This is a genomic window from Marinobacter sp. MIT932201 (assembly GCF_047123295.1).
GTDB lineage: Bacteria > Pseudomonadota > Gammaproteobacteria > Pseudomonadales > Oleiphilaceae > Marinobacter > Marinobacter salsuginis.
Window position 1 is genome coordinate 3,130,966 of record NZ_CP138917.1, and the last position, 24,591, is coordinate 3,155,556.

At 57.9% G+C, this 24,591-nt stretch carries 27 protein-coding genes; 14 read left to right on the plus strand and 13 right to left on the minus strand.

Annotation, left to right across the window (positions count from 1 at the left end; translation table 11 throughout):
- Positions 1–109 precede the first annotated feature (109 nt).
- From SIC15_RS14290 to SIC15_RS14325, 8 genes are all read left to right on the plus strand, one after another.
- Positions 110–2,911 carry a monovalent cation/H+ antiporter subunit A gene (locus tag SIC15_RS14290; protein ID WP_291906085.1) on the plus strand — a complete coding sequence of 934 codons (2,802 nt, stop codon included), beginning with the start codon at positions 110–112 and terminating at the stop codon, positions 2,909–2,911.
- Positions 2,911–3,279 (plus strand): Na+/H+ antiporter subunit C, encoded by a 369-nt coding sequence (locus SIC15_RS14295; RefSeq protein WP_069182956.1) that lies wholly within the window; start codon positions 2,911–2,913, stop codon positions 3,277–3,279. The genes SIC15_RS14290 and SIC15_RS14295 overlap by 1 nt, the downstream gene beginning before the upstream one ends.
- Positions 3,276–4,793 (plus strand): monovalent cation/H+ antiporter subunit D, encoded by a 1,518-nt coding sequence (locus SIC15_RS14300; RefSeq protein ID WP_291906088.1) that lies wholly within the window; start codon positions 3,276–3,278, stop codon positions 4,791–4,793. Before SIC15_RS14295 ends, SIC15_RS14300 begins: the two co-directional genes overlap by 4 nt.
- On the plus strand, positions 4,793–5,281 hold the full coding sequence (locus SIC15_RS14305; RefSeq protein ID WP_069182954.1) for a Na+/H+ antiporter subunit E: 489 nt from the start codon (positions 4,793–4,795) through the stop codon (positions 5,279–5,281). The genes SIC15_RS14300 and SIC15_RS14305 overlap by 1 nt, the downstream gene beginning before the upstream one ends.
- Positions 5,278–5,547, plus strand: coding sequence for a K+/H+ antiporter subunit F (locus SIC15_RS14310; RefSeq protein WP_069182953.1), 270 nt, complete (start codon positions 5,278–5,280; stop codon positions 5,545–5,547). Before SIC15_RS14305 ends, SIC15_RS14310 begins: the two co-directional genes overlap by 4 nt.
- Positions 5,548–5,586: 39 nt before the next feature.
- Positions 5,587–5,919: a Na+/H+ antiporter subunit G gene (locus SIC15_RS14315; RefSeq protein ID WP_222465039.1), complete on the plus strand. Its 333-nt coding sequence runs from the start codon at positions 5,587–5,589 to the stop codon at positions 5,917–5,919.
- An 84-nt stretch (positions 5,920–6,003) separates the two neighbouring features.
- Positions 6,004–6,285, plus strand: coding sequence for a pyrimidine/purine nucleoside phosphorylase (locus SIC15_RS14320; protein WP_412536245.1), 282 nt, complete (start codon positions 6,004–6,006; stop codon positions 6,283–6,285).
- 204 nt (positions 6,286–6,489) lie between these two features.
- The gene (locus tag SIC15_RS14325) at positions 6,490–8,133 is read left to right on the plus strand and encodes a fatty acid--CoA ligase (protein ID WP_412536246.1); all 1,644 of its coding nucleotides are present in this window, start codon (positions 6,490–6,492) and stop codon (positions 8,131–8,133) included.
- Between the two features lie 60 nt (positions 8,134–8,193).
- On the opposite strand, the gene SIC15_RS14330 is transcribed toward SIC15_RS14325, so the two are convergent.
- The 4 genes from SIC15_RS14330 to SIC15_RS14345 form a co-directional block, all read right to left on the minus strand.
- The gene (locus SIC15_RS14330) at positions 8,194–9,447 is read right to left on the minus strand and encodes a D-amino acid dehydrogenase (protein ID WP_412536247.1); all 1,254 of its coding nucleotides are present in this window, start codon (positions 9,445–9,447) and stop codon (positions 8,194–8,196) included.
- 144 nt (positions 9,448–9,591) lie between these two features.
- The gene (locus tag SIC15_RS14335; protein ID WP_209400728.1) at positions 9,592–9,948 is read right to left on the minus strand and encodes a translation initiation factor Sui1; all 357 of its coding nucleotides are present in this window, start codon (positions 9,946–9,948) and stop codon (positions 9,592–9,594) included.
- A gap of 35 nt (positions 9,949–9,983) precedes the next feature.
- Positions 9,984–10,511: a DUF4136 domain-containing protein gene (locus SIC15_RS14340; RefSeq protein WP_174805033.1), complete on the minus strand. Its 528-nt coding sequence runs from the start codon at positions 10,509–10,511 to the stop codon at positions 9,984–9,986.
- Between the two features lie 81 nt (positions 10,512–10,592).
- Positions 10,593–11,198 (minus strand): YigZ family protein, encoded by a 606-nt coding sequence (locus tag SIC15_RS14345; RefSeq protein WP_153633775.1) that lies wholly within the window; start codon positions 11,196–11,198, stop codon positions 10,593–10,595.
- A gap of 12 nt (positions 11,199–11,210) precedes the next feature.
- Between SIC15_RS14345 and SIC15_RS14350 the strand changes: the two genes are divergently transcribed.
- Positions 11,211–11,411 (plus strand): hypothetical protein, encoded by a 201-nt coding sequence (locus tag SIC15_RS14350; protein ID WP_412536248.1) that lies wholly within the window; start codon positions 11,211–11,213, stop codon positions 11,409–11,411.
- On the opposite strand, the gene SIC15_RS14355 is transcribed toward SIC15_RS14350, so the two are convergent.
- Positions 11,367–12,689: a sensor histidine kinase gene (locus tag SIC15_RS14355; RefSeq protein ID WP_412536249.1), complete on the minus strand. Its 1,323-nt coding sequence runs from the start codon at positions 12,687–12,689 to the stop codon at positions 11,367–11,369. The two genes, SIC15_RS14350 and SIC15_RS14355, sit on opposite strands and share 45 nt — an antisense overlap.
- Complete coding sequence (locus SIC15_RS14360) at positions 12,686–13,372, minus strand: response regulator transcription factor (RefSeq protein ID WP_069182944.1); 687 nt, start codon at positions 13,370–13,372, stop codon at positions 12,686–12,688. The genes SIC15_RS14355 and SIC15_RS14360 overlap by 4 nt, the downstream gene beginning before the upstream one ends.
- A 197-nt stretch (positions 13,373–13,569) precedes the next feature.
- On the opposite strand from SIC15_RS14360, the gene SIC15_RS14365 reads away from it, so the two are divergent.
- Both SIC15_RS14365 and SIC15_RS14370 read left to right on the plus strand, forming a co-directional pair.
- Positions 13,570–14,736: a GNAT family N-acetyltransferase gene (locus SIC15_RS14365; RefSeq protein ID WP_412536250.1), complete on the plus strand. Its 1,167-nt coding sequence runs from the start codon at positions 13,570–13,572 to the stop codon at positions 14,734–14,736.
- Positions 14,737–14,784: 48 nt separating this feature from the next.
- Entirely contained in the window at positions 14,785–15,450 is a 666-nt protein-coding gene (locus SIC15_RS14370; RefSeq protein WP_349342732.1) for a hypothetical protein, read from the plus strand.
- A gap of 13 nt (positions 15,451–15,463) precedes the next feature.
- On the opposite strand, the gene SIC15_RS14375 is transcribed toward SIC15_RS14370, so the two are convergent.
- A complete protein-coding gene (locus tag SIC15_RS14375) occupies positions 15,464–15,679 on the minus strand; it encodes a dodecin (protein WP_069182941.1) in 216 nt (71 codons plus the stop codon).
- 193 nt (positions 15,680–15,872) lie between these two features.
- On the opposite strand from SIC15_RS14375, the gene SIC15_RS14380 reads away from it, so the two are divergent.
- Positions 15,873–16,634: a DUF3750 domain-containing protein gene (locus SIC15_RS14380; protein ID WP_412536251.1), complete on the plus strand. Its 762-nt coding sequence runs from the start codon at positions 15,873–15,875 to the stop codon at positions 16,632–16,634.
- A 152-nt stretch (positions 16,635–16,786) separates the two neighbouring features.
- On the opposite strand, the gene SIC15_RS14385 is transcribed toward SIC15_RS14380, so the two are convergent.
- From SIC15_RS14385 to SIC15_RS14395, 3 genes are all read right to left on the minus strand, one after another.
- On the minus strand, positions 16,787–18,103 hold the full coding sequence (locus SIC15_RS14385; RefSeq protein ID WP_412536252.1) for a hypothetical protein: 1,317 nt from the start codon (positions 18,101–18,103) through the stop codon (positions 16,787–16,789).
- A gap of 88 nt (positions 18,104–18,191) precedes the next feature.
- Positions 18,192–18,503 carry an AzlD family protein gene (locus tag SIC15_RS14390; RefSeq protein ID WP_412536253.1) on the minus strand — a complete coding sequence of 104 codons (312 nt, stop codon included), beginning with the start codon at positions 18,501–18,503 and terminating at the stop codon, positions 18,192–18,194.
- On the minus strand, positions 18,493–19,251 hold the full coding sequence (locus tag SIC15_RS14395) for an AzlC family ABC transporter permease (protein WP_305966006.1): 759 nt from the start codon (positions 19,249–19,251) through the stop codon (positions 18,493–18,495). Before SIC15_RS14395 ends, SIC15_RS14390 begins: the two co-directional genes overlap by 11 nt.
- Positions 19,252–19,620: 369 nt before the next feature.
- Between SIC15_RS14395 and SIC15_RS14400 the strand changes: the two genes are divergently transcribed.
- Together SIC15_RS14400 and SIC15_RS14405 are read left to right on the plus strand one after the other, a co-directional pair.
- Positions 19,621–20,718 carry a Glu/Leu/Phe/Val family dehydrogenase gene (locus SIC15_RS14400; protein WP_412536254.1) on the plus strand — a complete coding sequence of 366 codons (1,098 nt, stop codon included), beginning with the start codon at positions 19,621–19,623 and terminating at the stop codon, positions 20,716–20,718.
- Between the two features lie 91 nt (positions 20,719–20,809).
- Entirely contained in the window at positions 20,810–22,222 is a 1,413-nt protein-coding gene (locus SIC15_RS14405) for a sodium-dependent transporter (RefSeq protein WP_069182935.1), read from the plus strand.
- A 50-nt stretch (positions 22,223–22,272) separates the two neighbouring features.
- Here the strand turns inward: SIC15_RS14405 and SIC15_RS14410 are convergent, their stop codons facing one another.
- Genes SIC15_RS14410 through SIC15_RS14420 form a run of 3 tightly spaced genes read right to left on the minus strand, consistent with a single transcriptional unit; the run spans position 22,273 to position 24,486 of the window.
- On the minus strand, positions 22,273–23,175 hold the full coding sequence (locus tag SIC15_RS14410) for an NAD-dependent protein deacetylase (RefSeq protein ID WP_412536255.1): 903 nt from the start codon (positions 23,173–23,175) through the stop codon (positions 22,273–22,275).
- A gap of 14 nt (positions 23,176–23,189) precedes the next feature.
- Positions 23,190–23,921 (minus strand): spermidine synthase, encoded by a 732-nt coding sequence (locus tag SIC15_RS14415; protein WP_412536256.1) that lies wholly within the window; start codon positions 23,919–23,921, stop codon positions 23,190–23,192.
- A 4-nt stretch (positions 23,922–23,925) separates the two neighbouring features.
- Positions 23,926–24,486: a DUF1415 domain-containing protein gene (locus SIC15_RS14420; protein WP_412536257.1), complete on the minus strand. Its 561-nt coding sequence runs from the start codon at positions 24,484–24,486 to the stop codon at positions 23,926–23,928.
- Positions 24,487–24,591: the final 105 nt, after the last annotated feature.

Below are 24,591 nucleotides of genomic sequence, written 5' to 3' on the forward strand. Positions count from 1 at the left end.
GTGCCGTAATGGCATCTTTGCCCAATGTGCAGGGTGGCCGGCCTGAGACTAGACTCTGGCAAACATGCCTTCAATACTCACGTAAAAGAAAACCAATAACGAGGTTGCGATGTCGCTACCGCTGGTTGTTTTACTGCCTTTTCTGGGTGCCATAGCCGCACCCCTGTTCGCCCAGGGCGGCAGAACGGCGATAGCCGTTGCATCTTCAGTACCCGCACTGATCGCTCTGGCAGCCCTCTTCCCACACTGGGAAACCCTTGCTGACGGCGGCGTGGTTCTGCACAGCTACGAATGGCTCCCTGCCCTGGGCCTCTCATTCAGTTTCCGGCTGGATGGACTATCGCTGCTGTTCGCCCTGCTGATCCTGATTATCGGGCTGCTGATCATTCTTTACTCTCGCTATTACCTGAAAGCTCACGAGAACGTCGGCAAGTTCTACGCCCTTCTGCTCTGCTTCAAGGGTTCGATGTTGGGCATCGTGCTTTCCAGCAACCTGTTGCTGATGATGATCTTCTGGGAACTGACCAGTCTGACCTCGTTCCTGTTGATCAGCTTCTGGACACACAAGCAGGACGCCCGTCGCGGTGCCCGGATGGCCCTTGCGGTCACTGGTGGCGGTGGCCTCGCGCTACTGGCCGGCATACTGATCATTGGCAATATCGTCGGCAGCTTCGAACTCGATGATGTGCTGGCAGCCGGTGACCAGATCAAGGCCCATGCCATGTACCCGGTCGCCCTGACACTGGTTCTGCTGGGCGCGTTCACCAAATCGGCCCAATTTCCGTTCCATTTTTGGCTACCCCATGCCATGCAGGCGCCTACCCCGGTATCGGCCTACCTGCACTCTGCCACAATGGTGAAAGCCGGCATCTTCCTGATGGCCCGGCTCTATCCGGCGCTGGCAGGCACCGAGCAATGGTTTTATATGGTCAGCTTTACCGGTATGGCTACCCTGCTCATTGGCGCATATGTCGCCATGTTCAAGCATGACCTCAAAGGGCTGCTGGCCCATTCAACGGTCAGCCACCTTGGCTTGATCACGCTGCTGTTCGGTATGGGTACGCAGCTGGCTGCAGTGGCAGCGGTTTTTCATGTGATTAACCACGCTACTTTTAAAGCTTCCCTGTTTATGGCCGCCGGTATCATCGATCATGAAACCGGTACCCGGGACATGCGGCGCATCAACGGGCTGTGGCGTTACATGCCACACACCGCCACCCTGGCCATGGTCGCGGCGTCATCCATGGCCGGTGTTCCGCTGCTGAACGGCTTCCTGAGCAAGGAAATGTTCTTTGCCGAATCCCTGGAACTGAACCTCCCGGGACTCATAGCCTGGCTACCCCCGATTGTCGCGACCCTGGCCGGGATTTTCGCAGTGGCGTATTCAGCGCGTTTTGTCCACGATGTGTTCTTCAATGGCAAACCGGTGGATCTTCCCATCTACCCTCCCCATGAACCACCGCGCTATATGAAATTTCCGGTGGAGATCCTGGTGTTTGCGTGCATCATGGTAGGCGTGTTCCCGGCGGTGTCTGTCGGCCCGCTACTCTATATTGCCGCCTCGGCCACGCTTGGCGGTGATGTGCCGGATTACACCCTGTCTGTCTACCATGGATTCAACCTTCCGTTGCTCATGAGTTTCGTCGCCTTCTTTGGTGGCCTGCTCATGTACAGTCAGCGTCAGCGTTTCTTCGATTTCCACGCCCGATTCAAGGAAATTGACGAAAAGGCTGTTTTCGAAGCGGTGGTCCTGAGGGTCGTCGACCTGGCCAACAGGTTTACCACGCGTATCGAGAACGGTTCGCTTCAACGATACGCATTGCTGCTTTTCGTCAGTGTTATTGCCGTTGCCGCAGCGCCACTTCTTGATTTGGGGATTTTCGTGGGGCAGAACGGATTGAGTCCGATTGATGCACCTACGACGATTGCGGCTGGCATCCTTATTCTTTGCGCCCTGGCAACCGCTACTCTGCACCGGCAGCGTTTTTATGCACTGGTTCTGCTTAGCGTGGTGGGCCTGATTGTGGCCCTGGCCTTCGCCCGATTCTCGGCGCCGGATCTTGCCATGACCCAGCTGTCTGTCGAGGTTGTGACCATCGTTCTTCTGATGCTCGCACTTTTCTACATGCCGTCCTGGACGCCAATAGAAACCCCAATGAAACGGCGTTTGCGGGACATGGTTATTGCAGGAGCTGCAGGTATCGGTATGACGCTGGTCACGCTCGCCATGCTGACCCAGCCATTCAGTTCAATTTCTGAATTTTTCCTGGAGAACAGCAAAACCGGCGGCGGTGGCACCAACGTGGTCAACGTTATTCTGGTGGACTTCCGTGGCTTCGATACCCTCGGGGAAATCGCCGTGTTGGCTATTGCCGCCCTGGGCATTTACGCCATGCTCAAAAACACAGCCCTGACACCACCCCCAAGTGATGGCGAGGGGCACGCGTGGACCCGGGATGCCTATCCGCTGATGCTTCGCCAGATTGCGCGCCCGATGTTACCACTGGCTCTGATGGTATCGGTGTTCATTTTCCTGCGAGGCCACAACCTGCCTGGCGGGGGCTTCATCGCCGGCCTGATCACCTCGGTGGCGCTCATTCTCCAGTACATTGCCAGCGGCATGATCTGGACCCAGGACCGGATTCCATTCCGTTATCACAATGTAATTGGTCTGGGCCTTCTGTTCGCAACGATTGCTGGCGTCGGAAGTTTTGCCTTCGGCTACCCATTCCTGACGTCCACGTTCGGCTACATAACCTGGCCTGTAGTAGGAAAATTCGAGGTTGCTTCCGCCCTGGTTTTTGACCTCGGCGTCTATCTGACGGTTATCGGAGCCACTCTGCTTGCGCTGGTGAGTATTGGACGGCTGTCGCCCCACTCGGCTATCAAGAGTAAAAAGGAGGGTGCGTAATGGAGCTCGTTTTCGCACTGGTTATTGGCGCCCTGACGGCATCCGGCGTTTATCTGATTCTGCGGTCACGCACCTTCCCCGTGGTGGTCGGTCTGACCATGCTTTCCTACGGCGTGAACCTGTTCCTGTTTTCCAGTGGTCGCCTGGCGACGGGCCAGCAGCCAGTGCTCGGCACTGCAGCTACCCACTCAGACCCACTGCCACAGGCGCTGGTACTGACGGCTATCGTGATTGGCTTCGCCATGACGGCATTCGTTGTGGTGTTGTCGCTGCGAAACCTGGCAGACAACGATGACGATCATGTTGATGGCAAGCAGCCCTACAAATCTCCTGCTCCGGAAGAAGAAGAGGAGGTAACCGGTAAATGAACCATTGGCTTACCGCTCCTGTTCTTATTCCGCTGCTTGGTGGCATTCTTCAGGCTTTCATGGGCTATGCGCCTATCAGTCTGCGCCGCACCCTGGCGCTGGCAACAACTGTGTTGATCCTGGTCTCAGCGATCGTGCTTTTGGTTTTGGCAGACGATGGCAGCTATCGGATCTATGCGTTCGGCAACTGGCAGCCGCCCTTCGGGATTGTTCTGGTACTGGATCGCCTCGCTGCGCTGATGCTGGTGATGACAGCCGTGCTGGCCCTGTTTTGCCATATCTATGCCATTGGCGGCGCCGATGAAGGAAACCGCCAGTTCCACGCCTTGTTCCTGTTCCAGATCATGGGCCTGAACATTGCCTTCCTCACCGGTGACCTATTTAACCTTTTCGTTGCCTTCGAGGTGTTACTCATTGCCTCTTACGGCTTGCTGATGCACGGCGGGGGAACCGTCAGAACCGTCCCCGGCCTGCACTACGTGGTCCTGAATCTCGCCGGTTCCGCCATTTTCCTCATCAGTGTCGGGATGATCTACAGTGTCACCGGCACCCTGAACATGGCCGATCTGGCAGTAAAAATTCCCCAGGTCTCGGGCGAGGACGTGAATATCGTCAAGGCTGGAGGGATGATGCTTCTCGTCGTCTTCGGCCTGAAAGCAGCCATTCTGCCCCTGTGCTTCTGGCTACCCAGGGCCTACTCAAAAGCCACGGCTCCGGTCGCCGCATTGTTTGCAGTCATGACCAAGGTTGGAATTTATGCGATTTTGCGCGTGTATTTGCTGATTTTCGGTGACGACGCCGGCGAGTTGGCAAACCTGGGTATGGACTGGCTGTTCCCGATTGCCCTGGCCACACTCGCCATGGGCGTTGTTGGAGCACTGGGTTCTGGCAGCCTGAAAACCCTGGTCGCATGGCAGGTCATCATTTCCGTGGGCACATTACTGGCTCCGATATCGCTCGGCTCCGAAGCCGGGCTGTCCGCTGCCCTCTTCTATCTGCTGAGCACAACCTGGACGGTTGGTGGCCTGTTCCTCGTCTCGGAACTGGTGGCCAACCAGCGAGGTTCTGCTCAGGATCGCATCGTTACGGCCCCCAGAATGCAGAATCGTACCTTCCTGAGCGTGCTGTTCCTGGTCGGAGCCGTTGCCGCGGCAGGGCTACCACCACTGAGTGGATTCTTTGGCAAGTTGCTGATTCTGCAATCCGTTCAGTCGGGAACTGAAATGGCCTGGCTATGGTCTGTACTGCTTATTGGCAGCTTCCTGACCGTTATCGCGTACAGTCGTGCGGGCAGTATTGTTTTCTGGCGGACTGTGGATGGCCATCTGGAAAAGCCTGACCCCCTCAACGGCCGGATTTCCGTCGCAGCCGGCGCCCTGACTGCCCTGGCGGTTGCGATAGTGGTCCTGGCAGGGCCAATAACACGCTACACCGATGAGACGGCGGCCCAACTCTTTAACAACGATGCCTATATCAACATCTTGCAGACCCCCGTGGTCGGGGAGGATGACTGATGCTTGATCGATTGAGTTTTCCGCAACCGTGGTTGAGCCTGATCCTTTTTACGACCTGGCAGTTGCTGAGTGATGGCGTGTCCGGAGCCAGCGTTGTGATGGGGATCATTCTCGCCTGGCTGATCCCCCAAATCACCCAGGGATTCTGGCCTGAGCGACCGGCATTTATTAAATCCTGGAAGATGCCTGCCTATCTGGCCATCGTGTTGAAAGACATTGTGGTGGCCAGTTTCTCTGTGGCACGTCTGATTCTGAGCCCGCGCCAGCCAAGACCGATCTTCGTCTGTTACCCGCTTCAGCTTGAGCATCCGCTGGCCATTTCAATTCTCGCCAGCACAATTTCCCTGACGCCGGGCACCGTATCTGCCGATGTCAGTGATGACCAGAAAACATTGCTGATCCATACTCTGGATGCCGGCAGCGATCAGGAGGTCATTGACGCCATTCACAAGCGCTATGAGAAGCCACTGATGGAGATGTTCCAATGATGACAGCCGCTCTCTACATCACGATCGCCATGGTGACTCTGGCCGCGTTGCTCAACGTCTACCGGCTGATCAAGGGACCCGATGCTCCAGATCGTGTTCTGGCACTGGACACGCTTTACATCAACGCCATCGCTCTGATCATCCTCCTCGGCATCACCCTGGGTACGCGCATGTACCTGGAAGCAGCTCTGCTGATCGCGGTAATGGGCTTTGTCGGGACCGTTGCCATGGCCAAGTATCTCAAGCGAGGCAGTGTCATTGAATAGTCCCGATTTCTATCCTTCACCTGCAGGAGAAATGTCACGATGAGCCTGATTGCGGAATACCTCATATCAGCGCTGCTGCTACTGGGTGGCGCTTTTACACTGATAGGCGCCATAGGTCTTGCAAGACTTCCGGATTTCTTCACCCGCCTGCATGGCCCAACAAAAGCCACAACAGTGGGCGTTGGCGCGATCATGCTGAGCTCCGTGTTTTATTTCAGTGCCAATGGCGCAGGAATCGGTATCTCAGAAATCCTTATCACTGTGTTTCTGTTGATGACAGCCCCGGTAAGTGCAAACATTCTGGCCAAGGCAGCGATGCATATCGGCGTCAAAACCATGGAAAATACCGAGGGTAACCCCTGGGACCAGTGAAAACCCTGATCGAGCATTTTGTCATTGGAGTTCAAGAAAATTGCCGTATAGTAGGCTCCCAAACTTATTCGAGGAGCCCAGCACATGCTGAAAGTAAATGAATATTTCGACGGCAAGGCAAAATCCATCGCCTTCCAGACATCCACCCTGCCTGCCACGGTCGGCGTCATCAGCCCGGGCGAGTATGAGTTCGGCACCAGCAAGAAAGAAACCATGACCGTCATCAGTGGCGCTCTGACCGTCCTGCTGCCAGGCATGGACGAGTGGATGACCTATGGTGCAGGCGAAAGTTTCGATGTCGCGGGCCAGGCCAGTTTCAAGGCCAAAACCGATATCGATACCGCCTATCTTTGCACCTACCAGTAAGTGCGCACCTGCGCGTGATTCGACACCTCTGATTATCACGCCAACGCTGACAGACGTGTCCGCAGAGCGAAACGGGATTTGCATATAAGCCACCGTTCGCTCTGCATTTTTTCACTGTTACCGGTTCCTGTTTCAGCCAAACTGTGTCAGATTTATTCCTGATTCTCGCGATAACACCAACAACTGGGAAAGAGGAAACAGGTAATGGCACAGACCCGCATTCTGCCCCCGGCTGAAAATGCCTACGAGTACCCGCTGCTAATCAAACGACTCCTGCTGTCCGGCCCCAGGTATAATCCGGACCAGGAAATTGTCTACTCCAACCGCAGCAAGTACACCTACACAGATCTGGTTGAGCGCATCCACCGCCTGGCCAACGCACTGACCGATGCCGGCGTGAAGCCGGGTGATACCGTTGCAGTGATGGACTGGGATACGCCCCGGTACCTCGAGTGTTTCTTTGCCATTCCAATGATTGGGGCGATTCTGCACACGGTCAACATCCGGCTGTCTCCGGATCAGATTGTCTACACCATGAACCACGCTGAAGACGATGTGGTACTGGTACACGACGACTTCCTCCCGATCATTGAGGCGGTAAAGTGCGAGATCAAAACCGTCAAGACCTGGATTCAGCTCACCGACGACGATGCCGCGAAACAGGCACCGGTTGAAACCATCGGCGAGTACGAAAATCTACTGGCGAAGGCCAATGATAAGTTCGACTTCCCCGACTTCGACGAAAACAGTGTCGCAACAACCTTCTACACCACAGGCACCACAGGCAATCCCAAGGGCGTTTACTTCAGCCACCGCCAGCTGGTCTTGCACACCCTGGCAATGACAGGCACCGTGGCGTCGTTCGATGAGATGCCGCTGATGCGCTCTTCGTCGGTTTACATGCCGGTCACCCCGATGTTCCACGTACATGCTTGGGGTGTGCCCTACGCCGCCACCATGATGGGCATCAAACAGGTATACCCCGGCCGCTACGAGCCTGAGCTGTTGGTCGACCTTTTGAAGGAGCATAAAGTCACCTTCTCCCACTGCGTGCCAACCATCATGCAGATGATGATGGCCACGGAGTCCATCAAGACCGCTGATTTGAGCAACTGGCACGTGCTAATTGGCGGCAGCGCGCTGACTAAGGGTCTGTGCGATGCCGCGGCCAAGCTTGGCATCAATATGTTCACCGCCTACGGCATGTCCGAGACCTGTCCGCTGCTGTGCGCCTCCCACCTGAAACCCGAAGACCTGGAGTTGCCGCTTGAGGAGCAAACAGCAATCCGCGTGAAGACCGGTATTGCAACGCCCATGGTTGAGCTGGAAATTGTCGATCCTGACGGAAACCCCGTACCCCACGACGGCGAAGCCAAGGGCGAAATCGTGGCCCGCGCCCCCTGGCTGACACAGGGCTACTTCAAGGAGCCCGAGAAAGGCGAGCAGCTGTGGGAAGGCGGTTGGCTACACACCGGCGACGTTGCTTCCATGGAGCCTGACAACACCATTACCATCAAGGATCGCATCAAGGATGTGATCAAGACCGGTGGTGAGTGGCTGTCCTCTCTGGACCTGGAAAACCTGATCAGCCAGCATCCGGCCGTCGCCGGCGCTGCCGTGGTGGGTGTGCCCGATGAAAAATGGGGCGAGCGTCCTCACGCTCTGGTTACCCTCAAGCAAGGAGAACAAGCCAGTGCCGAGGATATCCAGAACCACCTGAAGCAGTTTGTGGAGAGTGGCGAGATCAATAAATGGGCAATCCCCGAGCATATTGATTTTGTCGAGGATATTCCGAAGACCAGTGTTGGCAAGATCAACAAGAAGCTGATTCGGGATCAGTTGCAGTAAACCGGCCGAACGCTGAAGACTGGGGCCAGATGAAGGCTTTCATCTGGCCCCTTTTCATTTCTATAGCCCGGAAAACGTAAAATCCACCTCAGGCTTACGGCCGTCAATAATGTCCGCAAGCGCGGCGGCGGAGCCACAGGAATGGGTCCACCCCAGGGTGCCGTGCCCGGTGTTCAGGTAGAGGTTGGCAAAGTGGCTCTTTCCGATGTAGGGCACATTGGAGGGAGTTGCCGGCCGCAGACCGGTCCAGAATTCGGCCTGGTCCCAGTAGCCCGCCTCTGGCATAACTTCCGCAGTGCGCCGGACGATGGCGCGACAACGGGTGTAATTCAGTTTCCGGCTGTAGCCACTGAGTTCTGCCGTGCCTGCCACACGCATGCGATCGCCCAGGCGTGAGAATACCAGCTTGTACTCATCGTCGGTCAGGCTGACCTGGAACGCCGCCTCTTCGTTTTTCACCGGCACGGTAATCGAATAACCCTTGGCCGGATAGATGTTCAGGAAAATGCCCAGCTGCCGGGCGAGTGCCGCACTGAAACTCCCCATGCTCAGCACGTAGGCGTCTGCACGGAGCGTCTCATGGTGGCCGTCGTGAAGGGTCTGGACGCCAAGCACCCGTTCACCGGCACGCTCGAACGCAAGAATTTCAGTGCCGTACCGGAACTCTACTCCCGCCTCGGCGCAGCGTTTTGCCAGGTTCTGGGTAAACATCCGGGCATCACCGGACTCATCTTCAGAGGTGTAGGTTGCACCCGCGATCCGGTCCTGGATCGGTTTGAGTGCCGGCTCCAGTTCAACTGCGCGGTCAGCGTCGATGATCTGCCGGTCACAGCCAAGATCCTGCATGATTCGGGTAGGCTCGATGGCACCGTCAAATTCGGCCGGATTGGTGTAGAAATGCAGGATACCCTTCTCGAGGTGGTTGTACTCTATACCGGCCTCCTTGCGAAGAGCCTGCAACTGGCTACGGCTGTAGGTGCCAAGGTTCACCATCTGGCGGATATTGTGAGCGGCCCTGGCCGACGTGCATTGTCCCAGGAAGGAAAGCGCCCAGCGCCACTGGTTGGGATCCAGCGTTGGCCGGAACAGCAGAGGCGCATCCGGCTTGGTAAGCCATTTCAACACCTTCAGGGGCGCTGATGGATTGGCCCAGGGTTCGGCATGGGAGACCGAGATCTGCCCCCCGTTGGCATAACTGGTCTCCACGCCGGGCTGGTTCTGGCGATCAACCACGGTTACCTGGTGCCCCTGCTTCTGCAGATACCAGGCTGTGGTAATGCCCACAACGCCTGCGCCCAAAACCAGTATATGCATGCTCGCCTCCGGTCGAACGGAAACCGCCATCCCACAGGATATTCCCGGGGATTTCTGGCCAGATTCCAGTTGATGTGAAACTCGGGATTCGTTCTTCGCAGGGTCTATTGTAACGTGAGCATAAGGGAATTGCGTGTTATACCATCAGCCACCGGCGCGCTTGACGGTCCACCCTTTCTGTTCGAGAAGTGGAACCAGGAGGTCCCGCTGGTCGCCCTGAATCTCGACTACGCCGTCTTTTACCGTACCACCGGTGCCGCATTTGGCTTTCAACACCTTGGCGTAAGCCTTCAGTTCCTTGTCATCCAGTGGAATGCCGGTAATCAGGGTGACACCCTTGCCTTTGCGGCCCTTGGTTTCCCGGCTCACCCGGACAATGCCGTCGCCGGCTGGCCGTGACGCTGTTGCGCAGGTGCACTCGTTCACCGGGTTACGGCAATCGGGGCACATGCGCCCCTGTTCGGTCGAGAAAACCAGGCCGCCCTCAGATCGCTTCTTCATTCCGTCTCCGTGCCATTCCGGTCTTGCCCGGTCTTTCAATCAAGACCGGGAGGATACTTGGTAAACATTTCAGCCACGACCTCGTCGATCAGTTCCCTGCGGGTCTCGGGTGACTGGTTTTCATTGAGGTAGCGGCGACTGGCTGCACGCCAGACAACTTCCTTCGATTTGCTGTCCGCCAGTTCGACCACAAGCTTGCCCTCTTCAATCTCACGCACCGGTGGCGGCGCGGACAGGGCCCAGCCGAAATTTCCGCTACCAAAGCCAAACCCGAGGCCCAGGCCAGTCTGTTCGAGCCTCTCTTCCGGCACAATCTGCCAGCTTACAAGCAAATCCGCTTCCGCCTCAGGCACCTGTCGCAACGCTTTACGATTCAGCTCCCTCTCAACGGCACTGCGTACCCGTGTGCCGTCGAGTGAGGTGAATGACGACTCGTTCGTACCACTGGCAAACGCCCAGGATGAATAATTCCCAAAAACCACAGACGAGTTGTAGTCGGTCACCACATTGCTGGCGCAACCGGTCATGGCCAGTGTGACAAGCGCCAACATCAGAAAACGCATCATGATTTCTGCCCTCGGTTGAGAATTCGCTTTTTCAACAGTATACGCTTAGCGGACGCGGTACGATGCCCCCGGGATCCATCACCTTTCAAAACTGTAATCCAGCTTCTGGGCATCGCAGAAAGCCCCGAACGCTGCAAGTTGGTCCTCCGGAACCAGCACCCGGGCGCGAACGGACGCGCCATAATCAACAGACTCCACCGATGCACCGTTAACGTCGCACCAGTGTCGCAGGGGCTGCTCATCGGCGAAGGACAGGGAGACCAGTGCGTCCGTCATGGGTGTTTGCACCACCCGGTCAACCGCTGACAGCACGCTCTCTGCCGCCCCGGCATAGGCCCGCACCAGTCCGCCGGCACCCAGCTTGATCCCGCCGAAGTAGCGGATAACCATCACCAGGACATCGCCCATATCCTTGTGCTGAATCACGTTGAGAATCGGCTTCCCGGCGGTTCCGGAGGGTTCGCCATCGTCGTTCATGGCGGCCTCAGCGGCAGAACCGGGGCGGCCGATCTGGTAGGCCCAGCAGATATGGCGGGCGTCCGGGTGGTCCTGGTGTGCCTGCTCCAGCCAGTCTTTCACCTCCTCCCGGGAACTCACGGGCGCTACCCGGGCAATGAACCGGCTTTTCTTCACTTCCGTTTCACGCTCAAGGTATCCTGCTGGAACGGGGTAATCTTTTTTCATGGACACCGACCTATGGCCTCTGAAGACGAATACAACAACCCGGGCACTGCCAAACCCGCAAGAATCCGCAAAGCAGCGTGCGGAATTCGCTTTGACGAGGACGAGTTGCAGGAGGGTATCGACTTTTCCGGCGCGGAGAAACTCAAGCCCTCCGATCCGGAGCCAGAATCAGCCACCGCCGAAAAACACTGGAAGGCGAAGCGTCACCCTTAAGCCTCCATGCTCGCCCGCCGCTGCCGCGATCGTTCCATCGTGGGCAGCAACAATGTCTCTGGCGATGGCCAGGCCCAGGCCCCATCCCTTACCGCCGCGGGACTTGTCCGCCCGGAAGAACGGCTCAAAAAGCTGACCAATCATCTCATCCGCTACGCCTGGCCCTTCATCATCAACCGTCAGAGTCAACAAGTCATCGGCCACCGTCACCGCCAGGTGAACAGCTCTGCCTGGTGGTGTGTGATCCAGGGCGTTTTGAAGGATGTTGTCGATTGCTCGCTGCAGAAGCCCCTCATCACCCAATACCGATGCCCGCGAGCTTTCAGGCGACACCACAAGCTTGCAGTCCACCCCCTGGTGTTCGGCATAATCGGCCGCATCCGTGAGCACCTGATTGACTACATGTACCAGCCGGAGGGGCTCACGCTCAATATTGCCGCCGGCCTCCGTAACCCGGTACAGCGTCAGTATCTGCCCGGTCATGGTTTCGAGCCGCTCGTTCTGGCGCAAAATACTCGCCATAAGCTCTTCGTCTGCGCCGGCTTCGTTCGCCAGTTCAATGGCAATACGCTGGCGGGTGAGCGGCGTTCGCAGATCGTGGGAAATATCCCGAAGCAAGTGTTTCTGGCGATCCAGAAGACTGCAAAGCTGCTCTGTCATGGCATTGAAGGCTGTTGCCAGTTGCCCTACCTCATCCCTGCGTTGCGCGATCTTGTCGCTGACCCTGAGTGAATTGTCCCCTCCCGCAATCGCGCGGGCGGTGGTTTCCATATGCCGCAGCGGTCTTGATACCATGCGGGCAATCCACCAGCACGCCAGGGAAATCATTAATAGAGCCAGACCCAGCTCGATAGCCCGGAAGAACCTGGGGTTGAGCCAGCCGGCGCCCTGCACCCGCGGCCAGGCCACCAGGCGGTAATCACCGCCCACATCCAGAACCGCCGGTTTCTGCGGGTACCAGCCGGATTTCATTCGGTCGCGAATGAACGAAGGCAGCTTGCCATCATTTTCATCCTGCTCCAGCAGCACCAGAAACAGTTCAAGACGCTCGCCCTCGTCCCTCAGAAAACGCCAGGCAGCGCTTCGATCACCAGCCTCACGGATAGCGATTGCCTCCTCGGCCACGTCCCTGAGCCCTGCCTGCCGCTCGATCGCTTCCCGTTCGCGATCCAGGAGCATTCTGGTTGCCAGGTTACTGGCCACCACGGTGACCGCCATGGCCAGCCAGATGGAGAGGAAGATCCGCCAGAACAGCGGGAACATGGGCCGCTGCTTCATTCCGGCACCCGATAGCTGTAACCCAGCCCCCGAACGGTCTCAATCCGGGGCGGATCGTCGTTGCCCAGCTTTTTGCGAAGGTTACTGATGTGCATATCCAGGGTTCGGTCGTAGGCCTCGAGCCGGCGTCCCAGGGCCCATTGCATCAGGTCCGTTTTGCGTACGACGCTGCCGGCATGGGCCAGCAGGACCTGGAGAACCTCGTATTCGGTGGCGGTCAGTTCCATGGCTACATCGTTCTGATAAATCCGGCGATGGCCGGGCTCGACTCTCAGATCGCCATAGGTCCGGGCCGCATTGACTTCGGTTTTCTGGTCCCAGGCAATCCGCCGCAACAGCGCCTGCAGCCGGGCCACCAGCTCGCGAGGGTTGCAGGGCTTGGGAATGTAGTCATCAGCACCGACTTCAAAACCCACGATCCGATCGGTTTCATCGCCTCGGGCAGTCAGCAGCACAACCGGCAGATGCGTCTCTGCCCTCAATTCCCGCAGCACCTCAAGACCACTGATGTCGGGCAACATGATGTCGAGCACGACAATATCGCAGTCCTGGCCAAGCGCCAGGGCGAGTCCGTCCCGCCCGTTTGCCGCCTCGCGAACGGTGAAGCCCTGATTGGTCAGGTAACGTGCGAGCAGTTGCCGTAATTCATCATCGTCTTCGACCAGTAACACCCTGTTCTGCATCTTGCCTCTCCAACTGTCGTGCCGGCCACCATAGCTGGATGAAGTCTAACACGCTCGGGGTATAGTGCCGGGCTGGCCCTGCCCGCTTTGCAGAACCTTTACACAGTCACAGACGAGGTTCAGGAGGGCCGCCGAGGGTGATCAAAAGCCATGTTCTGACGTATGGTAACGGGTACACACAGGAGTTTTCCCGCGCCATGCCAGAATCCGGACAAGCGACTCTTACCCTGGAAACCTGCGCCAGCATCAACGACATTCCCGCACGAGAGTGGGAACAACTGGCGGGCTGCACCAATCCTTTTCTTCGCTACGAGTTTTTCCAGGCTCTCGAAGCCTCCGGCTGCACGTCCGAAGCCACCGGTTGGTCTCCCAGCCACCTTGTGTTCAAGTCGGACGACAAAATCGTGGGACTGGCACCGGCTTTCCTTAAAAGCCACTCCATGGGGGAGTATGTTTTCGATTGGGCCTGGGCCGATGCCTATCAGCGACATGGCCTTGCGTACTATCCGAAATTGCTGATCGCCATCCCGTTTACGCCTTCTGCCGGGCCCCGACTGTTGCTGGCCCCGGACCTGCGGGAACAACTGACGCCCGAGCAGATTCATGATCTGCTGGACACGCTGACCGACAAACTGGGCGCCCACTCCTGGCACCTTCTCTTTCCGGACAGCGAGGACCAGAAACTGCTCCAGCACGACCAGGAGCTACACCGCATTGGATGCCAGTTCCACTGGCACAACCACGGTTACGGGAACTTCGAGGATTTCCTGGCAGCTCTGACGTCCCGCAAGCGAAAATCCATACGCAAGGAACGTCGCCAGGTTGCTGAACAGGGCATTTCCTTTGCCCGTTTCCACGGCCGGGATATTCCCGAGCATGTGCTGTCTGCCTTCTATGTGTTTTACCAGGCTACCTACCTGAAACGGGGCCAGCGGCCGTACCTCAACAAGCGCTTCTTTGAGCTGCTTCGGGAACAGTTACCCGAACATGTACACCTCGTGATCGCCCAGCGCGAAGGTGAAATGATTGCCGGGGCGCTGTTCCTGGCAGGCAAAACCACCCTGTACGGGCGTTACTGGGGGTGCCTGGACGAATACAACCACCTGCACTTCGAAACCTGCTATTACCAGGGCATCGAGCTGGCCATGGAGCTGGGGCTCAGCCACATTGACGCCGGCGCCCAGGGCGAGCATAAACTGGTGCGCGGCTTTGAACCGGTGATTACCCATTCCTGGCACGGAATCCTTCACCCCGGCTTCCGCGAGGCGATAGAAAACTTCACCCATGAAGAAGCCGAACACGTCCTCGGTTACTTCAAAGACGCACAATCTGTCCTACCCTTTCGACAGCAGACGCAGGATTAACTTCTATACTGAAAGACCCAGACAGGATTTGCGCAGGGGTCAGATATTATGGATGCAGACCCATTTTGGAGCACGGTATCGGCAGGTGGCCTGCCGCTCCTTCTTGCCGCCGGAGCGCTGGGCCTGGCGCTCATTGCCCTGTTTTTGGGTTCAGGGGCAAGACGCCGATACCAAGAGCAACTGACAGCGCTGCGTGAGCGCTCGGACACCCTATGGCGGGAAGTGGACGATATAAGAGTCGCGCAGTTCAATCGCCCCGGGGAGGCCGGCAACGGAGCGTCAGGCTCGCCGGTTGAAGAAGCCCGTTATCACACAGAAGTGGAAGCCTACAGCAAGATATGGCCCCAGGTATGGCATCTTCATGAACGCCTGGGCATGTTCCTGAGGGCGGTTGAAGCGGGCGAGGCCGCCGGCGAACTCAGACTGGAAGCCCGCAATGCTGCCCTGGAGGCCCGCAACCTGTTGAACCGGAACCGTCCGTTCTGCACCGAATCCGTTGATGAACTGGTTACCCGGCTGATCGATGCGGAAATAAAGGCCCACCTGGCTGCCTGCCAGTATCTGGATCTGCTCAAGGACGTCACCAGCGCCTCATCCAACCACGACCGCCGGGTATTGCAGGAAAAATGTCACAGCCTGCATGAGGGCGAGGCCCGGGAACTGATGAACCAGTTGGTTTCGTCTATCCGGCACCGGACCATTCGAAGCAGCTGAGGACCCGCCAGCCTTAGCTGTCAGCGATACGAAACCCTACTTTCATAACCACCTGATAATGGCCGACCTTGCCATCGACGATGTGGCCGCGGGTCTCGGTTACCTCAAACCACTCCATGTTGCGAACACTTTTGCCGCACTCCTCCAGTGCGTTCTCGATGGCGTCTTCAATGCTCTTCTTGGAAGACCCGACAATTTCCACTTTTTTGTAGACATGATGGTCAGACATGGAACCCTCCTTAAAATCGCAGCTTGTAGTTTTCAGCCTAGAAGACAAGCCTGATGCCAGCAAACTACAGCCCGGCACAGTCCTCATCCGCAACAAGACGAAGGACGTATTTGTTCACTACAATGAATAACGCCATCCGGAACTTTCTGAGCCCCGACGAGTCCCGGATACCCTCACGTTCTGGATTGGATTCATGAAACGATTTCTGAAATACACCAGCTGGTTTGTCGGTGCGGTGCTCCTGCTGCTTTCCGGCCCAATCCTGCTGGCCACCAGCGGCAGCTTGCAGGGAGCGGAGAGCTGGCAGACAGCCACCCGGGAAAGCGCCCGCATTGCGCCCCTGCCAGAACAGGCCGACGAGGCCATCGTCCAGGTTTACGGGGCCCGGGCCTGGAGCTGGCGAGGCTACTTTGCAGTCCATACCTGGATAGCCACAAAGGAAAAAGGCGCCAGCCACTACCGGGTTCATGAGGTTACTGGCTGGCGCAGCTACGTGGTCAATTCCCGCCCGGGCGAACCCGACAGACACTGGTATGGTGCGAAACCGGAACTCTATGCTGATATCCGCGGAGAAGAGGCAGAAAAGCTTATTCCCGACATCTACCGGGCAGTGGAATCCTACCCCTACCCAACCGAATACGAAGCCTGGCCGGGCCCCAACAGCAATACCTTCGTGGCCTGGGTGATACGGGAGGTTCCTGGACTTGATGTCGCTTTGCCCAACCACGCTATTGGCAAGGACTACCTGGGCGATCGGGTGTTCGCAGAGGTTCCGGGTGGCGCTGGTTACCAGGTTTCGCTGGGCGGGTATTTTGGCGTGCTGGCAGGTGTCCGCGAAGGGCTGGAACTGAACCTTTTGGGTCTTTCTTTCGGGATTAACCCGTTGGCACTCGGAGTCAAGCTACCCGGCATTGGGGAACTGGCACTCAGAAATACCAACCCGATGCCCGAATGAGCCGATGAGCCTCATTGAACAGACGGCCAGGTCGGGTGCAGGGCTCCCAAAAAACGCTGTGAATACGTCCCTGTAAGCTTGGCTCCGCCATCCATGGCTCCGCACATTTTTGGGAACCCTGCACCCGACCTGACCTGCCCCGGAGCTAGCCATCAAAGACTAGCAAACTCCAGATACCGACTCGCAGCCTGCTTCTTCTCATCCTGGCTGTTCAGCATTTCCAGCCGCATTTTATCGATGAGCTTCAGGTAATCGACAAGCGGTGATTCCGGCTTGCCGGATTCCTTAGACTCCTCGATAAATGCCTTCTGTTTCTCGCGGATTTCGTTCAGCTTCTCCAGTGCCGAGCGGATCGCCTCCACCCTGGCCTCCACCAGATCACTGCCGCCGCGGTCCGTTAAGCCACGTTCGGTGCCGAGGACCGTCTCGGTAACCGGCGAGTCGGTCGTATTCTGCTCCGCCAGATTAATTTCCTCGAGAGTGCGAACCTCGCCGTCGGTCGTCAGGTAAATGCCGGAGCCCTTGATCTGGCCTAGAGGCACGCCCTGGCTGTTGGCGAGGGTGAAGCGGTCTTCGACATTGTCCACGTAGAGGGCCTGAACCCCGACTTCCTCGAGGGATTTCAGGGCCTGGGCGCCGTCCGCGGTTTGCACCCACACGGACAGCGATTTGAAGATCTCATCATTGGCATCAATCCATCGGTTGCCGTCGTCATCGAACCGGGCCAGCTCGCCGAAGCCGGAACCGCTCCGGGGACCAAACAATTCAGTGCCATCGTCCACCTTGCCGTTGCCGTTGCGATCCAGCACCAGATAGCCGCTGCCACTGCCCAGGGTGGCGAACTGGCCGGTTTCTCCGTCGCCGTTCAGATCGAATTCGAACAGCGTGTCGGTCAGGCGCGCGGTGGCATTGCCAAAGTTAATCACCAGAGGATCGGTGAGCGGCCGTTCCTGGATCTGGACCAGCTCGGAATACTCGTAAGTGCGAGACTGCGACTGCCGTAGGGAGAGCGTGAAATCAATGGTTTCGCCATTCTCCAGGCTGATGGTGCCGGTAGAGGCAAAGCTTCTGGATTCGCTCTCCGAGTAGAACATGTAGCGCCCGGCGGAAACCGAAAGGCTGCCACGATCCTCGACGCCAGCATCACCGCCCAGAGCCGCACGGCTTACGCTCAGCGCCTGCTGGCCCATCAGGAACAGCTCTGAGGTTTTCTCGGCAAGCTGGGCGCTGGTGAACACACTTTGCTGACCCTCACCACTGGTCACTGTACTGCTGCCGCTGAACGCGAGTTGCTCCTGGCTACTGTAACGGTAGGCAGCCTGGCGCATGAGTGTCAGTTCAGAGCCCACCGCATTCCCATTGGACTGGGGCGCTGGCGCTTGCCGGTTGATGCGCAGCTGGGTGCTGTCGAAAGCCGATACCTGGCGGGAACTGTCCTGGAAAAGCGAAATCTGACTGGAGGAAATCATGGCTTCGGGTACCTGTATTCACTACACAGGTATATCGGCCGGGCGGCATCAGACTTGAGCAGTTTTTGATCGCCTCAGGTTCGGGCGTTCAGTTCAGATAGCGCACAATACCGGCAGCGGCGATGCCAGCCGCTATCGCCGGCAGCGGCTTGCGCAGGGCCAGCATGATCACCGCAGTGACAATCAGGGCTGCCACTGCCCCAAGGTTCCCGCTGAAAGCCATGGGCACAATGATGGCAATCAGAACCGAGCTGGCCATGGTGTTGATAAAGCTCTCAATGCGGGGATTGATCTTTACGAACGACATGACGAACGCACCGCCGAAACGGGTCGCCAGGGTTACAAACGTCATGATCGCGATCAGCAGGAGAATGCCCGCGGTGGTGGTTTCAATGGTCATGGTCGCTGGCTTCCCCACCTCTTACATCATTTCCATCCGTAGCAGGCTTTTGTTCCAGCCAGAAAAATCCGATAGCTCCACCTGCCAGGGCGCCGACCACCACATGGGTATTGGGCGGCAGCCACTTCCAGGCCGCCAGTGATGCTAATGCTGCCACTGTCCAGGCCACAAGCACCCTGGGTGATTTCTTGCCGCCCAAAGCCATGGCCAAAAGGAAACAGCCCAGCACCATATCCAGCCCGAGGGCCTTGGGATTCTGTAGCAGCCCACCAAAGTAGACGCCCAGGCCAGTACCGATGATCCACGCCAGCCAAAGGGCCAGACCACCGCCGAGGATCACCTCCAGGTTGCGCCGGCCACTCTGATATTCCTGGGCAGACACCGCCCAGTTGGCGTCTGTCAGCAGCAGCAAAAGGCCATAGCGCTTGCCAGGCGATACATCTCGGAGCATCGGGTACAGGGAAGCGCCCATAAGCAGGTGGCGGGAGTTAATGGCGAAGACCACGGCAATCATTGGGAGGACAGAGACTTGAGCGCCCCACATATCGACGGCGGCAAACTGGGAGGCCCCGGCAAAGACCGTGGCACTCATCAGCACGGCCTGAAGTGGTTCAAGACCTTTCTGGGTAGCGGCCAACCCAAAGGCAGCGCCGAACGCCACCACAAACAAGGAGATGGGAAGTAGCCGGAAAAACTCCACCCGTACCCGGGCCGGCTGGAGCTGATAAGAATAGGAAGCGACAGACATCAGGGGAAACTAGGCCAGTTTCCCCCAAACGCGTATAGGTAGTTCCCGCAGAAACCACCAGATCTGAGACTAATGGACCAGATCCGAGCAGAAAGCGCGAATAGATAAACCCGTGATTACGCCGAAACTTTCCAGGAAAGCCTGTAAACCGAAGAACCACCACCGCACCGAATAGTTCACTTTTGCATGTTGACGTTAACGTTAAATGCGGCTAGTTTGTTTTTCGTCCAGCCCCAAAAGGGCAGTTTCAATGGGTAACCCCCAAGCGAAAAGCGGACACCTGAAATCGAAACGCCGGCCACAAGCCGGTCGACAAGAACAAGATACCCGCTCATGCCGAGATCCGGCCCAGTGGGAGAGGATTTCACAATGCTATTCAGCCATCCCGAGTTCGATAACCACGAACATCTGTCCTTTTTCTGCGATCCCGAAACCGGCCTGAAGGCCATCGTTGCTATCCATAACACCTCCCGCGGCCCCGCACTGGGTGGCTGCCGGATGTTTCCCTATGCCTCCGATGAGGAGGCGGTGCGCGATGTATTGCGGCTTTCACGGGGCATGACCTACAAGTCGGCCCTCGCCAACCTGGATCTCGGTGGCGGCAAGTCGGTGATTATTGGTGACCCGCGCAAACAGAAAACCGAAGCGCTGATGGAGGCCATGGGCCGTCATCTGGAAAGTCTGGGCGGGCAGTACATTGCGGCAGAGGATTCCGGCACCAGCGTACCGGACCTCAAGATCATGGGCCGACACACCGGCCACGTTGCCGGCATCGCCTCGCGCACCGGTTTCGACGGCAATCCCAGCAACGGCGACCCATCACCGGCAACTGCTTACGGGACGTTTATTGGCCTGAAGGCAGCGGTGAAACACAAACTCGGACGGGATAATCTCAACGGCTTGAAGGTGGCCATTCAGGGCATCGGCAATGTTGGTTTCCGGCTGGCCAGACACCTCAAGGACGCTGGCGCTGATCTCTGGGTGTATGACATCCACGAGGACAACATGCAGCGGGCAGTGGATCAGCTGGGAGCCAGACCGGCCGCCGCCGAGGACATTCTTTCCCTGCCGGTCGACGTGGTTGCGCCCTGTGCCATGGGCGCGGTACTGAACGATCACAGCATTCCCCAGCTGCAGGCCCGGATTGTCGCCGGCGCCGCCAATAACCTGCTGGAGCACCCGGAGCATGATGCCATGCTGCGGGACCGGGGCATCCTCTATGCGCCGGATTTTGCCATCAACGCCGGTGGCATCATCGATGTGTTCTACGAGCGCACTGGCGCCACTCCGGAAACCGTTCGGGCCCACGTCGAGACCATCGGGGACACCCTGACCGAAATCTTCAACCGTTCCGACCGCTCAGGGCGCCCCACCGGGGAAATCGCCAACGAACTGGCGGAAGAACGGTTCAAAAAGCACACCGCCGGAGCCAGCCTGGCACCCGAGCGGTTGGCTCGCACCGGCTGAGCTGACACCGGCGCACCCCTCAGGAAGCTGCAGGCAGCTGCGGCTTCCCTCTTAAACCCTGATACAAAAACAAATACTCCGGGAGATAGTTATGTCCGTCACTTCTTCAGATTCCGCCGCCTATTCGGGGGCGCTTGAAGGTTCAAACGCCCAACGCGGGCTCTGGTCATCACGTCTGGCCTTTATTCTTGCCGCTACCGGCTCCGCCGTGGGCCTGGGCAATATCTGGAAATTTCCCTACGTGACCGGCGAAAACGGGGGCGGCGCCTTCGTGCTGGTTTATCTGCTGTGCATCGCAGTTGTGGGTATTCCCATCATGATGGCGGAAGTCATGATCGGTCGTCGCGGCGGTCGAAGCCCCGTCAAGAGCCTGAGCCTGATTGCCGAACGGGACGGCCTCAACCCGGCCTGGAAGCTGGTCGGTGCCATCGGTATTCTGGCGGGTTTCCTTATCCTCTCATTCTATTCGGTGATTGGCGGCTGGGCCATTTCCTACGTGGGCACAACCGCCAGCGGCCAGCTTACCGGCCAGACTGCTGACGCCGTCGGCGCTATCTTCTCGGGTCTGCTGAGTGATCCCACCACCCTGCTCGCCTGGCATACATTGTTCATGGCGCTGGTCATGGTTGTGGTTGTGAGGGGTGTTCGCTCGGGTCTTGAGCGGGCGGTCAGCATCCTGATGCCGGCCCTGTTCGTGCTCCTGCTGATTGTCGTGGGTTATGCAATGACCACCGGGCACTTTGGCCAAGCCGCGGCGTTTCTGTTTCAGCCGGATTTCTCCAAGCTCACAACGTCCGGAATCCTGGTAGCTCTGGGCCATGCGTTCTTCACCCTGAGCCTGGGTATGGCAGTGATGATGGCCTACGGCTCCTACCTGCCCAAGAATATTTCCATCGCCAAGACCTCCATGACCGTGTCGGTCATCGACACCGGTGTGGCGCTGTTGGCCGGTCTGGCCATCTTCCCGATCGTGTTTGCCAACGGCCTTGAGCCGGGTGCCGGCCCGGGCCTGATCTTCCAGACCCTGCCGCTGGCTTTCGGCCAGATGCCCATGGGCTCCCTGTTCGGCACCCTGTTTTTCGTGCTGCTGATCTTCGCCGCCTGGACATCCGGGATCTCGCTGCTGGAGCCTATCGTGGAGTGGCTGGAGGAGCGTAAAGGCATGAACCGCACCGTCAGCACGCTGGGCGCCGGATTTGTCTGCTGGGGACTGGGCATTGCCTCGATTCTGTCCCTGAACCTCTGGTCCGACTTCGCTCCGCTTGGCTTTGTGCCCATGCTGGAAGGCAAGACCATTTTCGACCTGCTGGACTTCTTCACCGCCAACATCATGCTGCCGCTGGGTGGTTTGCTTGTGGCCCTGTTCGCAGGCTGGGTGATGTCGCGCCAGGCCATGGAGAAGGAACTGGCACTGTCTCCAGGCATGTTCAATCTCTGGCTGATCACCGTGCGTTTTGTGACGCCGGTAGCGGTGGCAGTGGTCTTTATCTACAACCTGATGTAAACAGCGTGAACTTGGGGTCAGATGAACGCTTTTATCTGACCCCTTCTTCGTCAGAGTTGCTTGAGGGCCGACGCCAGGGTCTCCCCGATACGGGCATTCAGTTTCAGATCCACCAGATCCTCGGCCCGTGTCCGCCCAAGATTCAGGGTGGCAATGGGCTTGTTCCACTCATTGGCGTACCGGCAGAAACGGAAGCCGGAATACACCATCAACGACGAACCGATCACCAGAAGGCCATCACTGGCTTTCAGCGTATCCAGGGCCGAATACACCCGGTCTTTCGGAACGAAGTCACCAAAGAACACCACATCCGGCTTAAGAATCCCCTCGCATTTCGGACAGTCCGCCAGCCGGAAATCCTCGAAATCGACATCCAGATCGGCATCACCGTCCGGCGCTGTCTCGGCCGTGTATTTCTGGAAGCCCGGGTTCAGATCGGCGCAGCGATCGTGCACCTCATCCCGCGGGCAACGGTAGCCGCAACTCATGCACACAACCTCATCGGCCCGCCCGTGCAAATCCGTTACCGCCCGGGTACCCGCCTTCTGGTGAAGCCGGTCGACATTCTGGGTAACCACCAGGCTGCTGTGGTTCAGCAGTTCGAGATCGGAGATGTAATGATGAGAGGGATTGGGCCTGGCGTTGCGCATCACCGGCCAGCCAATCAGGCTGCGGCCCCAGTAGCGCTGGCGCGTGTAGAAGTCTTCCATGAACGCCTTGTGCTGGACCGGCTGCTTGCGCTTCCAGGCGCCATCGCCGTCCCGGTAATCCGGGATGCCCGAATCGGTACTGACCCCGGCACCGGTCAGAATCAGCAAGCGGGGGTAGCGATGGATAAACTCCGCCAGCAATGCCCCGGCCTCCTCCGGCTCATGCAACACCGGCGGCTGCTCCGGCTCGGGCAGACGCTGGCTGGAACTGAAAGGTCGGCTACGGTGCGTGGTCAAAGACATACAGACTCCGGTTTTCAGCCCGGCTTGCGGGCCACATACACGGTGTTAAACGATTCCCTGTTCTGAAATGGATTAAAGAAAGATACGACATGGCACGCCACATCGGTGAACACTTCGTTGAGAACGGCCATGAATTCGTCGTCCTCGCCTTCGTTCGACCACATGGCAAAAACGCCTCGGGGCTTCAATTGCCGCGCCATCAGGCGCAGGTTATTGGCGGTATAGAAGCTGGCGCTGGAATCATGCAACAGCGCCCGGGGCGAGTGGTCGATATCAAGGAGAATGGCATCGAACTGTTTGCCCGGGTTCTCCGGATCGAAACCGCCCTCGGCTGGATCGGCAATTGCCAGGTCAAAGAAACTGCCATGCACATAGCGGTTCCGGGGATCAGCATTCAGGTCTTTGCCCAGCGGCACCAGCTCCTGCTGATGCCATCCGATAACCGGCTTCAGGTACTCAACCACCAGCAGCTCGGCAACACGCTCGTGTCTGAGCGCCGCGACGGCGGTGTAGCCCAAGCCCAGACCACCGACAACCACACTGAGGTTGTCACCCTCGGTTTGGCCCAGCCCGATATCCGAGAGGGCCACCTCGGCATCCACGAACATGCTGGACATCAGGAACTCCTCGCCCAGCTTCACCTCGTAGATATCCCGGTCGCCAATGGCCGGAATCCGGCGCCTGCGAAGCGTGATCTCACCAATCACCGACGGCTGGCTGTCAATTTGCTCGAAAAGCAGTCCCATCTGTTCAACCCTTGTGGGTGGATTCACCAACACACGAACGCAAGATACTCCGCATCTTCTCCGAGCCCAGTTCGTTCATCAGTTCAATATTTCTCTGAGGGATGCTGTCCACATCCGGATAACTGTCAATCGCCGCTTCCAGACTGGCTTCTCTCAAAAGGTGCAGCATTGGAAACGGCGAACGGTTGGTGTAGTTCTCAGCCGCATCCGGCTCGGTGCCTTCAAACTGATACCCCGGATGAAAACTGGCAATCTGGTATACGCCTTCCATATCCAGATACGCCAACAGACCATCGGCCGCATCCAGAAACTCATTGTAGAGTTCAAAATCCTGCAATACATCCGGGTGTATCAACAGCGTGGTCTCAATCTCCGGTTCGTCTTCCAGCCGCTGCAGCTCCGAGTGAAGGGCCTGCAGCAGCTCGTCCTCGGTTTTTGCTTCCGACACAACAAAACGGACCCGGTTCCGAACCAGTTCCCGTTTGGCGAACGGGCAAAGGTTATAGCCAACGACCACGTCTTCGACCCATTTGCGGGTAGCAGTAATAATCCCGGTCTCATCCATACTGGATTCTCTTTTTTTAGAGGCCCGCACAGAAGTCCGGTCGGGCAGCCGGGGAGGGCTGTCCAAAACTGTGCGGAGCCATGGATGGCGGAGCCCAAGCGTCAC

Excerpts from the sequence above, each read along its gene's own strand:
- SIC15_RS14315 (WP_222465039.1), top strand. The coding sequence starts at position 5,587 with ATGAGCCTGATTGCGGAATACCTCATATCAGCGCTGCTGCTACTGGGT.
- SIC15_RS14310 (WP_069182953.1), top strand. The coding sequence starts at position 5,278 with ATGATGACAGCCGCTCTCTACATCACGATCGCCATGGTGACTCTGGCC.
- SIC15_RS14375 (WP_069182941.1), bottom strand. The coding sequence starts at position 15,679 with ATGTCTGACCATCATGTCTACAAAAAAGTGGAAATTGTCGGGTCTTCC.
- SIC15_RS14325 (WP_412536246.1), top strand. The coding sequence starts at position 6,490 with ATGGCACAGACCCGCATTCTGCCCCCGGCTGAAAATGCCTACGAGTAC.
- SIC15_RS14395 (WP_305966006.1), bottom strand. The coding sequence starts at position 19,251 with ATGTCTGTCGCTTCCTATTCTTATCAGCTCCAGCCGGCCCGGGTACGG.
- SIC15_RS14410 (WP_412536255.1), bottom strand. The coding sequence starts at position 23,175 with ATGTCTTTGACCACGCACCGTAGCCGACCTTTCAGTTCCAGCCAGCGT.
- SIC15_RS14320 (WP_412536245.1), top strand. The coding sequence starts at position 6,004 with ATGCTGAAAGTAAATGAATATTTCGACGGCAAGGCAAAATCCATCGCC.
- SIC15_RS14290 (WP_291906085.1), top strand. The coding sequence starts at position 110 with ATGTCGCTACCGCTGGTTGTTTTACTGCCTTTTCTGGGTGCCATAGCC.
- SIC15_RS14345 (WP_153633775.1), bottom strand. The coding sequence starts at position 11,198 with ATGAAAAAAGATTACCCCGTTCCAGCAGGATACCTTGAGCGTGAAACG.
- SIC15_RS14370 (WP_349342732.1), top strand. The coding sequence starts at position 14,785 with ATGGATGCAGACCCATTTTGGAGCACGGTATCGGCAGGTGGCCTGCCG.
- SIC15_RS14360 (WP_069182944.1), bottom strand. The coding sequence starts at position 13,372 with ATGCAGAACAGGGTGTTACTGGTCGAAGACGATGATGAATTACGGCAA.
- SIC15_RS14380 (WP_412536251.1), top strand. The coding sequence starts at position 15,873 with ATGAAACGATTTCTGAAATACACCAGCTGGTTTGTCGGTGCGGTGCTC.
- SIC15_RS14365 (WP_412536250.1), top strand. The coding sequence starts at position 13,570 with ATGCCAGAATCCGGACAAGCGACTCTTACCCTGGAAACCTGCGCCAGC.
- SIC15_RS14390 (WP_412536253.1), bottom strand. The coding sequence starts at position 18,503 with ATGACCATTGAAACCACCACCGCGGGCATTCTCCTGCTGATCGCGATC.
- SIC15_RS14350 (WP_412536248.1), top strand. The coding sequence starts at position 11,211 with ATGGCCTCTGAAGACGAATACAACAACCCGGGCACTGCCAAACCCGCA.
- SIC15_RS14340 (WP_174805033.1), bottom strand. The coding sequence starts at position 10,511 with ATGCGTTTTCTGATGTTGGCGCTTGTCACACTGGCCATGACCGGTTGC.
- SIC15_RS14385 (WP_412536252.1), bottom strand. The coding sequence starts at position 18,103 with ATGATTTCCTCCAGTCAGATTTCGCTTTTCCAGGACAGTTCCCGCCAG.
- SIC15_RS14335 (WP_209400728.1), bottom strand. The coding sequence starts at position 9,948 with ATGAAGAAGCGATCTGAGGGCGGCCTGGTTTTCTCGACCGAACAGGGG.
- SIC15_RS14415 (WP_412536256.1), bottom strand. The coding sequence starts at position 23,921 with ATGGGACTGCTTTTCGAGCAAATTGACAGCCAGCCGTCGGTGATTGGT.
- SIC15_RS14420 (WP_412536257.1), bottom strand. The coding sequence starts at position 24,486 with ATGGATGAGACCGGGATTATTACTGCTACCCGCAAATGGGTCGAAGAC.
- SIC15_RS14305 (WP_069182954.1), top strand. The coding sequence starts at position 4,793 with ATGCTTGATCGATTGAGTTTTCCGCAACCGTGGTTGAGCCTGATCCTT.
- SIC15_RS14405 (WP_069182935.1), top strand. The coding sequence starts at position 20,810 with ATGTCCGTCACTTCTTCAGATTCCGCCGCCTATTCGGGGGCGCTTGAA.
- SIC15_RS14295 (WP_069182956.1), top strand. The coding sequence starts at position 2,911 with ATGGAGCTCGTTTTCGCACTGGTTATTGGCGCCCTGACGGCATCCGGC.
- SIC15_RS14400 (WP_412536254.1), top strand. The coding sequence starts at position 19,621 with ATGCTATTCAGCCATCCCGAGTTCGATAACCACGAACATCTGTCCTTT.
- SIC15_RS14355 (WP_412536249.1), bottom strand. The coding sequence starts at position 12,689 with ATGAAGCAGCGGCCCATGTTCCCGCTGTTCTGGCGGATCTTCCTCTCC.
- SIC15_RS14330 (WP_412536247.1), bottom strand. The coding sequence starts at position 9,447 with ATGCATATACTGGTTTTGGGCGCAGGCGTTGTGGGCATTACCACAGCC.
- SIC15_RS14300 (WP_291906088.1), top strand. The coding sequence starts at position 3,276 with ATGAACCATTGGCTTACCGCTCCTGTTCTTATTCCGCTGCTTGGTGGC.